General features: G+C 70.7%; 10 protein-coding genes and 3 tRNA genes. 6 read left to right on the forward strand and 7 right to left on the reverse strand.

The window, feature by feature from the left end; translation table 11 throughout:
• The first annotated feature begins 65 nt into the window (after window positions 1–65).
• Both ACZ7IB_RS01505 and ACZ7IB_RS01510 read left to right on the forward strand, forming a co-directional pair.
• Complete coding sequence (locus ACZ7IB_RS01505; protein WP_470908246.1) at window positions 66–1,103, forward strand: rod shape-determining protein; 1,038 nt, start codon at window positions 66–68, stop codon at window positions 1,101–1,103.
• A gap of 141 nt (window positions 1,104–1,244) precedes the next feature.
• Window positions 1,245–2,765: a GAF domain-containing protein gene (locus ACZ7IB_RS01510; RefSeq protein ID WP_470908742.1), complete on the forward strand. Its 1,521-nt coding sequence runs from the start codon at window positions 1,245–1,247 to the stop codon at window positions 2,763–2,765.
• On the opposite strand, the gene ACZ7IB_RS01515 is transcribed toward ACZ7IB_RS01510, so the two are convergent.
• Window positions 2,743–3,174 (reverse strand): Lrp/AsnC family transcriptional regulator, encoded by a 432-nt coding sequence (locus ACZ7IB_RS01515; RefSeq protein WP_093897145.1) that lies wholly within the window; start codon window positions 3,172–3,174, stop codon window positions 2,743–2,745. The two genes, ACZ7IB_RS01510 and ACZ7IB_RS01515, sit on opposite strands and share 23 nt — an antisense overlap.
• Window positions 3,175–3,321: 147 nt before the next feature.
• Between ACZ7IB_RS01515 and ACZ7IB_RS01520 the strand changes: the two genes are divergently transcribed.
• Together ACZ7IB_RS01520 and ACZ7IB_RS01525 are read left to right on the forward strand one after the other, a co-directional pair.
• Window positions 3,322–3,507 carry a hypothetical protein gene (locus tag ACZ7IB_RS01520; protein WP_470908247.1) on the forward strand — a complete coding sequence of 62 codons (186 nt, stop codon included), beginning with the start codon at window positions 3,322–3,324 and terminating at the stop codon, window positions 3,505–3,507.
• A gap of 151 nt (window positions 3,508–3,658) precedes the next feature.
• On the forward strand, window positions 3,659–5,044 hold the full coding sequence (locus tag ACZ7IB_RS01525; protein ID WP_470908743.1) for an acyl-CoA synthetase: 1,386 nt from the start codon (window positions 3,659–3,661) through the stop codon (window positions 5,042–5,044).
• A 179-nt stretch (window positions 5,045–5,223) separates the two neighbouring features.
• Here ACZ7IB_RS01525 and ACZ7IB_RS01530 read toward each other — a convergent pair whose 3' ends face one another.
• From ACZ7IB_RS01530 to ACZ7IB_RS01555, 6 genes are all read right to left on the reverse strand, one after another.
• Window positions 5,224–6,489, reverse strand: a complete 1,266-nt coding sequence (locus ACZ7IB_RS01530) for an MFS transporter (protein WP_470908249.1) — start codon at window positions 6,487–6,489, stop codon at window positions 5,224–5,226.
• 125 nt (window positions 6,490–6,614) lie between these two features.
• A complete protein-coding gene (locus ACZ7IB_RS01535; RefSeq protein ID WP_470908251.1) occupies window positions 6,615–8,501 on the reverse strand; it encodes an ABC transporter ATP-binding protein in 1,887 nt (628 codons plus the stop codon).
• A gap of 128 nt (window positions 8,502–8,629) precedes the next feature.
• On the reverse strand, window positions 8,630–8,839 hold the full coding sequence (locus ACZ7IB_RS01540) for a hypothetical protein (RefSeq protein WP_470908253.1): 210 nt from the start codon (window positions 8,837–8,839) through the stop codon (window positions 8,630–8,632).
• Window positions 8,840–9,325: 486 nt separating this feature from the next.
• Window positions 9,326–9,399: transfer RNA gene (locus ACZ7IB_RS01545), tRNA-Ile, on the reverse strand.
• 234 nt (window positions 9,400–9,633) lie between these two features.
• Window positions 9,634–9,706 (reverse strand) — tRNA-Asn (locus tag ACZ7IB_RS01550).
• A gap of 5 nt (window positions 9,707–9,711) precedes the next feature.
• Window positions 9,712–9,784, reverse strand: a tRNA-Asn gene (locus tag ACZ7IB_RS01555).
• A 181-nt stretch (window positions 9,785–9,965) separates the two neighbouring features.
• Between ACZ7IB_RS01555 and ACZ7IB_RS01560 the strand changes: the two genes are divergently transcribed.
• Entirely contained in the window at window positions 9,966–10,265 is a 300-nt protein-coding gene (locus ACZ7IB_RS01560; protein ID WP_327275370.1) for a YtxH domain-containing protein, read from the forward strand.
• A 70-nt stretch (window positions 10,266–10,335) separates the two neighbouring features.
• Window positions 10,336–11,781: an FGGY family carbohydrate kinase gene (locus tag ACZ7IB_RS01565; RefSeq protein ID WP_470908255.1), complete on the forward strand. Its 1,446-nt coding sequence runs from the start codon at window positions 10,336–10,338 to the stop codon at window positions 11,779–11,781.
• Window positions 11,782–11,834 lie beyond the last annotated feature (53 nt).

An 11,834-nucleotide genomic window follows, 5' to 3' on the forward strand; every position in this document is an offset into this window, starting at 1 on the left:
GCGCACGATGCGAAGAGAGCCGGCTGCCGCCGGTACCCCAATCAGCGCTCTCGGGAGAACCTGCCGTGACCGTCAGCCTTGAGCAGTTGCGCCGTTGCCATGTCGCCGTCGACCTCGGGGCCGCCCGGACCCGTGTGTACGTCAAGGGGCTCGGGCTCGTCGTCGACGAACCGAGTGCCGCCGCCATGAACACCCGTACCGGCTCGCTCATCGCCGTCGGCACGCTCGCCGAACAGATGACGGGCCGCACCCCCGACTACATCCGGGTGGTCCACCCGGTCACCGGCGGAACCGTCATCGACATCGAGATGGCCCAACGCATGCTCCGCCAGCTGCTCGGCGACAAGCTCCGCCGCCAGTTGCGCCGCAAGCCACGGCTGCGGGCCGCCGCCTGCACCCCGCACGACAGCGATCCGCTCGCCCAGCGGGCCACCGTCGAGACCCTGGTGGGTCTGGGCGCCCGGCGGGTCGAACTGGTCGACACCCTGATCGCGGCGGCCGTCGGCTGCGGTCTGCCCGTCGAGCAGCCGACCGCCTCCATGATCATGGTGTGCGGGGCGGCGACCACCCAGCTCGCGGTGCTCTCGCTCGGTTCGATCGTGACCGCCGCACGCATCCCGGTCGGCGGCGACGCCATCGATCACGCGGTGATCCAGCATCTGCGCCAGCACCACGAGCTGATGCTGCCGAGCCAGTCCGTACGCCCGCTCCAGCTGGCGCTCAGCGGCGGCGGTCTGAGCGCGCACGCTCCCGCCACGACCGAGATCCACGGCCGGGACGTGGCGACCGGCCTGGCCCGCTCGGTGCAGGTCGACACCGCCGCGATGCGTCAGGCGATCCACGCGCCGCTGACCGCGGTGCTCGACGCCCTCGGCAAGATCCTGCGCGACTGTCCGCCCGACCTGGTGGCCGACATCGCCGACTGCGGGATCATGATGGTCGGCGGCAGCGCGCAGCTGCCCGGTCTCGAACAGATGCTGCGGAATGCCACGGGTGTGCCCGTGCACATCGCCGAGCGGCCCGACGTGTGTTCCGTACTGGGGCTCGGTGCGATGCTGGACGGGAAGATCGAGCCGTTGGTTCTCGACCCGCTCGCCTGCTGACCACCGCGGGGGGTGCGGCGTATGACCGAAGAGACAGCGAAGACAGCGAAGACAACGAAGACGGCGGCGGACGCGGCCGCCGGGCCCCCGGACGAGGAGACGGCCGCCGCGTCCGGCACTCCGCAGGCACCCCGGCTGCCGATGCTCCTGGAAGCGGTGCTGAGCGTCGGCACCGATCTGGAGCTGCGGACCACCCTCCAGCAGATCGTGGACGCCGCCGCCGCACTGACCGAGGCCCGGTACGGCGCGCTCGGCGTGCTCGACGCCGAGCGCGGCACCATCAGCGAGCTGTTCACCTCGGGCCTCGACGACACCGAGCGGCAGCGCATCGGCCGCTTCCCGGACGGGCACTCGGGGATGCTCGGCGTCCTCATCGACGAACCAGAGCCGCTGCGCTCGGACGATCTGACCACCGACCCGCGCTCCTGCGGGGTGCCGCCCGGCCACCCGCCGATGCACTCCTTCCTCGGGTCGCCGATCCGGGTGCAGAACCAGGTGTTCGGCAATCTCTACCTCACCGAGAAACGCACCGGCCGCTTCACCGATTCGGACATGGCGCTGCTGCGGGTGCTGGCCTCGCAGGCCGGAATCGCGATCGGCAATGCCCGGCTGTACGAGGCGGCCCGGCAGCGGGAGCGCTGGATCGAGGGGGCGGCCGCCGTCACCACCACCCTGCTGACCGGCGGGAACACGGCCGACGCGCTGATGACCGTCGCCGAGGGGGCCAGAGCCCTCGCCGACGCCTGTGCCGGGGTGATCCTCCAGCCGAACAAGAAGGGCGGGATGGAGATCGTCACCGCGTCCACACTCGACGACCCGGCCGGGATCGTCGGTACGACCATCGAACCCGGCTCCGCCGTGCTGGTCCAACTGCTGGGCGGCGAACCGGTGTTCATCGAGGACTCGGCGACCGATCCGCGGATGACGACGCATGTGCGGACGCGGTTCGGCCCCAGCATGATGCTGCCGCTGCAGAGCGGCGGGCGGCTGATCGGCACCCTGGCCCTGCCCCGGCGGCGCGGCGACCGCCCATACACGGCCGCGGACCGGCTGCTGGCCTCCCAGTTCGCCTCGCAGGCCGCACTCGCCCTGGTCCTGGCGGACGCGCAGCACGACCGGGAACAGCTCGCGGTGTACGAGGACCGGGACAGGATCGCCCGCGATCTGCACGACCTCGTCGTCCAGCGGCTGTTCGCGACCGAGACGATGCTGGAGTCGACCCGTCACAGGGCCGCCGCCCTGGAGGCGGACGAGCTGCTCGGCAGGGCCGTCGACGAGCTGGACTCCACCATTCAGGAGGTACGGACGGCGATCTTCACCCTCCAGCAGCCGCCCGCCGAGGTCCCCGCCACGTTCCGCGGCCGGGTGCTGCGGGAGACCAGGGGCGCCGCGGCCGTCCTCGGCTTCCAGCCGTCGGTGCACTTCGACGGGGCGGTCGACACATTGGTCCGCGATCCTGTGGACCGGCGGCTGCTCGCCGCGCTGCGTAGCGCCCTCGCGACCGCGCACCGGCGGGCCGGGGTATCGGCGATCGAGGTGGAGGTGGATGCGACGGCCGTGCTGCCGGACGGGCGGGCCGCGGTCCGGCTGGCGGTCGCCGACGACGGCCGGGACGAGGACGGCTCACGCTCACCGACCTTCACCTGGCAGGCGCCGCTCTGAGCGCGACGCGGGTGTTGGAGTGGGCGACGCCGGCCTCCCGCTTGAGCCTGCGCAGCAGTCCGTCCAGCGCTGCGGTGTCGGCGACGGCGGCCCGTACGAGGTAGTCGTGGCCGCCGGTCACATGCACCACTTCGGTGATGCCGGGCAGGGCGAGCACCGCCCGCTCGAACACCTCGTTCGTCGTGTCCATCCGCAGCGACACATCGATGAAGACGACAAGGCCCGTACGGGTGTCCGCGGCCGGGTCGATGATCACGGTGAAGCCGCGGATGACCCCGTCGCGCCGCAGCCGGCGCACCCGGTCGGCCGCGGCGTTGGCGCTGAGCCCTACCCGCACGCCCAGATCGCGGTACGAGATCCGGGCATCCTCCTGCAGGATGCCGAGGATTTCCCTGTCCAGACGGTCCATACTGCGATTGTCGCAGCTTTGTCCGGATTGTGAATTCGCAAGGCGCATCCGGAGCTCTCCCCTCCCCGCGCGCGGTTCCCGGCCGGGTTCGCCCCGCATGGCGCATCCCGACGGGCCCATGACTTGTGCCCGCCCTTGACCGATCGGGTGGATACAGCCGTCAAGCAGCCTCCTGTCCCGGTCGGCGCACCGTCCACGGCCGCCTGTCGCAAGCTCGTGATGGCCACGATCGGTTTCGGGCTGACCTTCTGGTCCTGGAATCTGATCGCTCTCGCCGGGTCGGTGGCTGCTTCGGAGCCGGCCGGGGCGTCTTCGGGCCCGTCCGGCGATTGAGGACATCTTTTGAGACCGTCCGGCGGTTGAGGGCGAACCGGTCGGCGGACGGGCCCAAGGGTGCCGGGCTAGGGTGCGGCAGGTGACTCCTCTTCTGTTTGTGCCGGATGACGGTTCCGCCCGGGAAGCCACCCGATTCGGCGAACACACCATGACGTACGACCGGTTGGCCACCGCCTCCACCGCGCTCGCCGCGCGTCTCAGTGGTGCCGGACGAGTCGCCGTATGGGCCACGCCCACGCCCGAGACCGTGGTCGCCGTCGTGGCCGCGCTGCGGGCCGGGGTGCCTGCGGTGCCTCTCAACCCGAAGACGGGCACGCGCGAACTCGCGCACATCGTGGCCGACAGCGAACCGACCGTGGTGCTGGCCGGGGCGGGCGACGTGCTCCCTCCGGTGCTGGACACGCTGGGCCGTATCGATGTCGACACGGCCCCGGACGGTGAAGGCGGCGGCGCCGCACTCCCGGAGCCCTCCACCGAGTCCCCCGCGCTGATCGTCTACACCTCCGGCACCACGGGCCCGCCCAAGGGCGCGATCCTGCCGCGGCGGGCGATCGCCGCGTCGCTGGACGCGCTGGAGGACGCCTGGCAGTGGACCGGCGACGACGTGCTCGTCCACGCCCTGCCGCTGTTCCATGTGCACGGTCTGATCCTGGGCGTGCTCGGTCCGCTGCGCCGTGGCGGATCGGTACGGCACCTGGGCAGGTTCTCCACCGACGGTGTGGCCCGGGAGCTGTCGTCCGGCGGCACGATGCTCTTCGGCGTACCGACGATGTACCACCGGCTGGCCGAGGCCCTCGACGGCTCCGCCCCCGGTGCGACCGAGCTGGCGAAGGCGCTGGCCGGGGCCCGGCTGCTGGTGTCCGGGTCTGCCGCACTGCCGGTCCATGACCACGAGCGGATCGCGGCGGCGACCGGCCGCCGGGTCATCGAGCGGTACGGCATGACGGAGACCCTGATGAACACGGGCGTCCGGGCCGACGGCGAACCCCGCCCCGGCACGGTCGGCGCACCCCTGCGCGGCGTCGAGCTCCGCCTGGTCGAGGAGGACGGCACCGTCCTCACCGACCCCGACGCCATCGGCGAGATCCAGGTGCGCGGTACGAACCTCTTCACCGGCTATCTGAACCGCCCCGACGCCACGGCCGCCGCGCTCACCGAGGACGGCTGGTTCCGTACGGGAGACATGGCCACCCGTGACACCGACGGCTATGTACGGATCGTCGGCCGCAAGGCCACCGATCTGATCAAGAGCGGCGGATACAAGATCGGCGCCGGTGAGATCGAGAACGCGCTCCTCGACCACCCCGGCGTCCGCGAGGCCGCCGTCACCGGTGAGCCGGACCCGGATCTGGGCGAGCGGATCGTCGCCTGGGTGGTGCCGGACGACCCCGCCTCGCCCCCGACGAAGGACGAGCTCGCGGACCATGTGGCCGCCCAGCTGTCCCCGCACAAGCGCCCGCGCACGGTCCGCTACCTGGACGCCCTTCCCCGCAACGACCTGGGCAAGATCATGAAGCGGTCGCTCCATGCCTGACCGGCTGACGGCGAGGGCGGCGATCGCGTCACCACCGAGTTCGATGAGTTCGTCGAATCCGGCGTGGCCGACCACGACACGGATGGGGACGGGCCCCTGTCCTGGGCCGGGTACGCGGACTCCCGGGCCCGCGCCGCCGCCCGCACCGGTGCGGCCGGATCCGTCCGAGGACCGAGCCGTCAGGGCTGCGGGTCCTTCGCGTCGTACCGCGCGAACCCGCGCCACCGCAGCCCCAGCAGCGATACGGCGACGACACAGGCGATCCCACCGCCGGTCACTGCCAGGCCGGGCGAGGTCAGATCGGCGGCCGATCCCGCCAGGAACTCGCCGAGTCTGGGTCCGCCCGCCACCACAACGATGAACACGCCCTGCAGCCGACCTCGCATCTCGTCCGGCACGGCCGCCTGGAGCATGGTGTTCCGGAAGACCATCGACGTGTTGTCCGCGCACCCGGCGAGCGCCAGGAAGATCAGCCCGAGCCAGAGCTGGCGGGTCAGCCCGAAGATCGCGATGGCGGTGCCCCAGCAGGCGACGGCGAGAAGCACGGCAAGGCCCTGACGGCGGACGCGTCCCAGCCATCCGGAGAACACCCCGCCGAGCAGCGCCCCCAGCGCGGGAGCGGCGACCAGCAGCCCGGTGGTCTTCGCGTCACCGCCGTACCAGACCACGGCGACGACGGGGAACAGCGCCCGGGGGTGGGCCAGCACCATGGCGCACAGGTCGGTGAAGAAGGTCATCCGCAGATTGGGCCTGGTCCCCAGGAAGCGCAGCCCGTCCGCGACGGATGCCCGCTTGTCGCCCGCGCCCTCCCCCCGTTCCGGCAGCATCGAGGGCAGCCGCCACATCGCGTACAGCGAGGCGGTGAAGGTGACGGCGTCTACGGTGTACGCGGCCCGGTACCCCCACCAGCCGACGATCAGCCCGCCGAGCATCGGCCCGACCAGCGTGCCGGTGGTGCTGGTCATGGAGGTGAGCGCGTTGGCGGCGGGCAGCTGCTCGGCCGGCAGTAACCGGGCGATCATCGAGCTGCGGGCCGGAGCGTTGACCGCGAAGCAGGCCGCCTGCAGAGCGACGATCGCGTAGAGCAGCCCCACCTGGTCCACCCCGGCGACGGTGACGGCGACCAGCGCGACGGAGAGGACGAACGACCCCGCGGAGCTGGCGAGCCCCAGCTTGCGCCGGTCGACGGTGTCCGCGACGGCCCCGCCGTACAGCCCGAAGACGACCAGCGGCAGGAACGAACAGAACCCGATGAGCCCGACCGAGAAGGCGGACCCGGTGATGTCGTAGACCTGGAGCGAGACGGCGAGCGCCGTCATTCCCTGCCCGATCCAGGAGACCGTGTTCCCGAACCAGAGCCGCCGGTAGTCGGGGGAGGTCCGCAGCGGCGTCAGATCGGCGAATATTCGTGTGCGGCGTGCAGGTTCTTCGGCTGTTTCGGTCACAGCGGATGGTAACGACCGGCGTGTGTCCGGTGGTCCGGTCCCCATCGGGCACAGCCTGTTCCCAGCCACGCCTCCACGTCAGGAGGCGCGGCCGGCCGCGCAGTTCGCCGCCCGCTCCCGCCCGCCTACCTCCAGTGGATTCCTGACGGGCGGGCAGGCGAGTACACAGTGCCGTTGTGTGGTTGTTGGGCACGGCGCTCGAACAGAGTGGCGTACAGACCTCTCCGGCCCAGGAGTTGGGTGTGCGTGCCCGACTCCACCAGACGTCCCTCGTCCAGAACAAGGATGCGGTCGGCGTCCGCGGCAAGGGCCAGGTCGTGCGTGATCACGATGGTGGTGCGTCCCTCGGCGAGACGCCGCAGCGGCGCGAGGATGCGCTGTGCGGCCATTCTGTCCAGTCCGGTGGTGGGCTCGTCGAGAAGGAGGACAGGTGCGTCGCGCAGCATGGCGCGGGCGATGGCGATGCGCTGCAGCTGGCCTCCGGAGAGTCGCGAAGTGCCGGTGGAAATGACGGTGTCATATCCCTCCGGCAAGATGCGGATGAACCCGTGGGCGTCGGCCGCCTTCGCGGCTTCCACGACGTCACGGTGGCTCACATCCGTGCGCCCGCAGTCGATGTTCTCCTCGATGGTGTCGTGCAGGACGAGCGTGTCCTGGGGCAGCAGCGTGATGTTCTGGCGGAGGTAGGTCAGCGGCAACTGGTCCACGGACACGCCGTCCAGCCGGATACTGCCGGCATCCGGGTCGTAGAACCTCAGCAGCAGGGCCGCCAGGGTCGACTTGCCCGCGCCACTGGGGCCGGTGATGACCAGCAGTTCCCCTGGACTCGCGGTGAACGAGAGATCCCGGAGCACCGGCTCGCTGCTGCCGGGGTAGCGGAAGGTGACCTGACACGCCTCCACCTCTCCGAGCGCGCGGTTGCGGGGCGGGGCGGGCACGGAGGCGGCCGGGTCGGTGACGGCGGGCTCGGCGTCGAGGATCTCCAGCAGCCGTTCGGCTCCCGCGGTCGCGGCTGTGGCCGTCAGACCGAGCTGGCCCAGGGAGCGGATCGGCGGGTAGAGGTAGCCGATGAAGGCGGCGAAGGCCAGCAGCTGTCCGAGCGTCATCCGCTGCTGGGAGATCTCCCACGCCCCCAGGCCGATGATCGCCAGGACGCACAACGTTTCGAGGACCTCGACGAGTTGCTCGTAGAACTCGGTGAGGCGGACCGCCTTCACCGCTGTCTTCAGCCGGATCCGTGCCTTGTCGAGGAGCCGCGTCTCCTCGTCCTGCTGCCTGTTGTACGCCTGGGTCATGACGACGTTGACCAACGTTTCCTCGACCACTGCCGTGATGGCACCGTCCGCCGCGCGGCCGCGCCGGGACACCGCGCGCAGGGGCCCGGCGAAACGGGTGGTCGTGAACCAGAAGAGCGGCACCATGACAAAGGTGGCGAGGGCAAGATCCCAGCGCAGCCAGAGGGCGGCGGCGGCGTAGAAGACCGTGCTGAACAGGGCGGAGGCAGCACCGACGATGCCGGAGACCACGAGCGCTTCGATGGCTTCCACGTCGCCCGTCAGCCGCTCCACCAGGTCACCGCGGCGATTGCGCTGGTAGAAGTGCGGCGGAAGCGTCTGGAGATGGCTGAATACCCGTGCCCGCAGCCGCATCACGAAGCGTTCGGCGACCCAGGCGGCGAGCGAGTTGCCCAGATATCCCACCACCGCACCGATGACGGCCACGGCGACCCACTGGCCGGCAGGCTTCCAGAAGGCGCTGACGGAGCCGGTCTGCAGGGCGGTGTCGGTGAGTTTGGCGAAGAGCAGGACCGTGATGGTCTCGGCGACGGCGGCCAGGACGGCGCACAGGAAAATGAGGACGAGCCAGCGCCGGTCACCCTCGGTCAGTGGCCAGAAGCGCCGGAACGCCACGACGATGCTGATGGGATCCGTGCGGATCGGGACATCCGTCACCGAGTCCTGAGAAGTCTCTTCGGGGGGCGCTGGGCGCCGGGACGAGCTGCGGAGGCGCATGGGCGTCACGTCACAGAGGTGCTCGGACTATGGACCATCTCCATAGGCGCGGACCCCAAAACCGCGAGGCCGACCCGCGCCGGAGCGCGAGCCTGCCTCGTTTCGGGGATGGTGTCGGGGGTGTCGGGTCAGTAACCCCACCCACCGCCGCCGCCACGGCCGTAACCGCCGCCGCCGCCGCCGCGTCCACGGCCGTAACCGCCGCCGCCGCGTCCGTAACCGCCGCCGCCGCCGCCGTAACCGCCGCCGCGTCCGCGTCCGAAGCCGCGTCCGTAGCCGTAGCCACCGCCACCGTCGTGGTCCCTGTCCCTGTGGTCGAAGATGCTGCGTACGTTCATCTTCGTCTCCTTTGGAGGGTATCTGCGCCGCTCCTTGCTCTTGCTGCGGCACTTCCGACACTACGACTACCCCCGACGACCAACAAGTCGTACAAGCCGCGATTCGGACAAAAGTCACGAAATACCGTAAACCTTCAGAGCGTTGCCATAGGTGACTCTCTGGACACCCCGGAGCCAGGGCGCCGACTGCCCTTCAGCGACTGGCCACCTTTGCCCATGGCAAAGCTCACCAACAGAGCCTGAACAAGCCGGTCTCACGGGCGGCACGGGCCTGACGGACGCTGTGCGGCCGCGCTCCGTCGCGCGCAATCAAGTCTGCCCGCACACCCCCTGACGGCACGAGAGATCCGGCGGGCGACGCGCCGGGCCGCGGCGCGGCCACTTGATCTTGGTCCGGGGCTAAGGTGAGGGCCCTCATGGAATCCATGAGGGCCCTGCCGCCTGCATATGCACAGGCCATAACGTTTCTGCCGGGAACAGCGGCAGTGGGGCGGGTGGGACTCGAACCCACGGCCGACGGATTATGAGTCCGCTGCTCTAACCGGCTGAGCTACCGCCCCTTTTCGGCGTGGCGCGTACAAGTGTGCGCGCCGTCTGCCGCAGCATAGCCGGTCATACGATCTCTCGCTCCGAATGGTCGGCTTCGCATGACCATGAAGACCGCGCTGCGCCCTGCCCGGTTCCGAACGGAGCGAAGTAGACGCGAAAGCGTCACATGCGCCCCACACGCACCACAGCGAAGGGCCGACGACAGGCACGCGAAAAAGGACCCCGCAGGGTCCTCTTCCGTTCCGCTCCCCCGACTGGACTCGAACCAGTAACCCTCCGGTTAACAGCCGAATGCTCTGCCAATTGAGCTACAGGGGATCGCGCTCCCCCGACTGGACTCGAACCAGTAACCTGCCGGTTAACAGCCGGCTGCTCTGCCAATTGAGCTACAGGGGATTGCTGCGTTTGCACCGAACCCTACCTGCCTGGCTCCTGCCGGGCGGCGCGCGTTCGCTGCGACACATACATTAGCGCAAGCAGGGGGGTGCTTTGCCAATCGGTATCGCCCGGGGTGATCTCGGGTGCCCGCGGGTAGGCGGGCAGCACACGTCGCACTGAGCAAGGAAGGGTGGCAGCCATGCGGTACCGGCTCACGTTCATCGCCGGACTGGCCCTCGGATACGTGATCGGCACGCGGGCCGGGCGCGAACGTTACGAGCAGCTGAAGAAGTCCGCACGTCAGTTCGCCCAGAATCCGGCCGTGCGCAATACCGCCGAGTCCGCAGCACAGAGCGGCCGTGATCTGGCCGGCAAGGCCTACCACGCGGTCAGCGACAAGGTCGGCGACAAGATGCCCGCCTCGGTGGCCGACCGGGTGCGCTCGCTGCGGGACCGCGGCCAGAACGGCGAGGACGACTGGGGCACCACCAACACCTAGTCGGGGGCCGCCCGCCCACTACCGCGCCACCGGTACGGAAACGCTCCGGCGGTGCGGCAGAATCTTGGGCATGGGCATAGTCGCCGGCTTGGACAGTTCTTCCGCCTTCACACACATCGTCGTCTGCGATACGGACACGGGCGCCGTGCTGCGCCGGGGGTACGCCGCACACCCCGTCGAGGCGAAGGCCACCGAGGTCGACCCGCAGGCGTGGCTGCTCTCGCTCGGTGAGGCCGCCACCGGAGGGCTGCTCGAAGGCGTGCAGGCCATCGGTGTCTCCGCGCAGCAGCACGGTCTGGTGCCGCTGGACCACCAGGGCAATCTCGTACGCCCTGCGCTGCTCGGCAATGACAGGCGGGCGCAGGTCGCCGCGGCCGATCTGATCGACGGGCTCGGCGGGCGGCAGGCCTGGGCCGAGGCGGTCGGGTCGGTGCCGCAGGCCGCGCAGCCGGTGTCGAAACTGCGCTGGCTGGCGCGGACCGAGCCGGAGTCGGCGCAGCGGGTGGCCTCGGTGCTGCAGCCGCACGACTGGCTGGTGTGGCAGCTGCTGGGGCGGCCGGCCCGGCGGACCACCGACCGGGGTGCCGCGTCCGGCACCGGTTACTGGTCGGCGGGCAGTGGCTCCTACCGGCCCGACCTGGTGGAGCTCGCGCTCGGGCAGCAGGCGGCGCTGCCCGAGGTGCTCGGCCCCTCCGATACGGCCGGGACGACGCCCGAGGGGCTGCTGATCTCCGCGGGGACCGGCGAGACGATGGCGGCGGCGTTCGGGCTCGGAGTCGGGGCCGGCGATGCGGTGGTGTCGCTGGGCGCATCGGGTTCGGTCATGGCGGTGCACCACGAGGCGCTGTCCGATCCGAGCGGGATGATCACTTCGTTCGCGGACGCGACCGGGATGCATCTGCCGGTGGTGTACACGTCGAATGCGGTACGTGCGTTGCGCGGGTCCGTCGAGATGCTGGGCGTGGAGGGGCTGGAGGAGCTGTCCGCGCTGGCGCTGAAGTCGACACCGGGCGCCTCCGGGCTCGTACTCCTGCCGTATCTGGAGGGCGAGCGCACCCCGCATCTGCCGCACACGGCGGGAACGCTGTGCGGGCTGCGGCGCGAGTCGATGAAGCCCGAGCATCTGGCGCGGGCGGCGTTCGAGGGAATGCTGTGCTCGCTGGCCGACGCGCTCGATGTACTGCGCGGCCGCGGTGTCGAGGTGCGGCGGGTGTTCCTGCTGGGGGCTGCGGCCGAACTGCCCGCAGTGCAGGGGCTCGCGCCCGCACTGTTCGGTACGCAGGTGATCGTGCCGCAGCCCGCCGAGTACGCGGCGCTGGGCGCGGCCCGGCAGGCGGCCTGGGCACTGGGGGTCTCGCAGGGGACGGCCGATCCGCTCACTCCCCCGGCCTGGCAGGGTGCCGCCGCGCAGGTGCTGGAGCCGGGCGAGGAGCTGGCGGTCGGCCGGGCGGTGCGCCAGCAGTACGTGGCCACGCGCGACCAGATTCATCCGGGGGCGTTCGACTCCGCGCCCTGAGCCGCACACCCTGCGTGACATGACCGGGTACACCCGTCGGAGATCGATCTTCC

It is taken from the genome of Streptomyces sp. NPDC037301, assembly GCF_055602785.1.

What these genes read in the sequence shown, in the direction of transcription:
- ACZ7IB_RS01510 (WP_470908742.1), top strand. Translation starts at nt 1,245, where the DNA reads ATGCTCCTGGAAGCGGTGCTGAGCGTCGGCACCGATCTGGAGCTGCGG.
- ACZ7IB_RS01515 (WP_093897145.1), bottom strand. Translation starts at nt 3,174, where the DNA reads ATGGACCGTCTGGACAGGGAAATCCTCGGCATCCTGCAGGAGGATGCC.
- ACZ7IB_RS01525 (WP_470908743.1), top strand. Translation starts at nt 3,659, where the DNA reads ATGACGTACGACCGGTTGGCCACCGCCTCCACCGCGCTCGCCGCGCGT.
- ACZ7IB_RS01535 (WP_470908251.1), bottom strand. Translation starts at nt 8,501, where the DNA reads ATGCGCCTCCGCAGCTCGTCCCGGCGCCCAGCGCCCCCCGAAGAGACT.
- ACZ7IB_RS01540 (WP_470908253.1), bottom strand. Translation starts at nt 8,839, where the DNA reads ATGAACGTACGCAGCATCTTCGACCACAGGGACAGGGACCACGACGGT.
- ACZ7IB_RS01560 (WP_327275370.1), top strand. Translation starts at nt 9,966, where the DNA reads ATGCGGTACCGGCTCACGTTCATCGCCGGACTGGCCCTCGGATACGTG.
- ACZ7IB_RS01565 (WP_470908255.1), top strand. Translation starts at nt 10,336, where the DNA reads ATGGGCATAGTCGCCGGCTTGGACAGTTCTTCCGCCTTCACACACATC.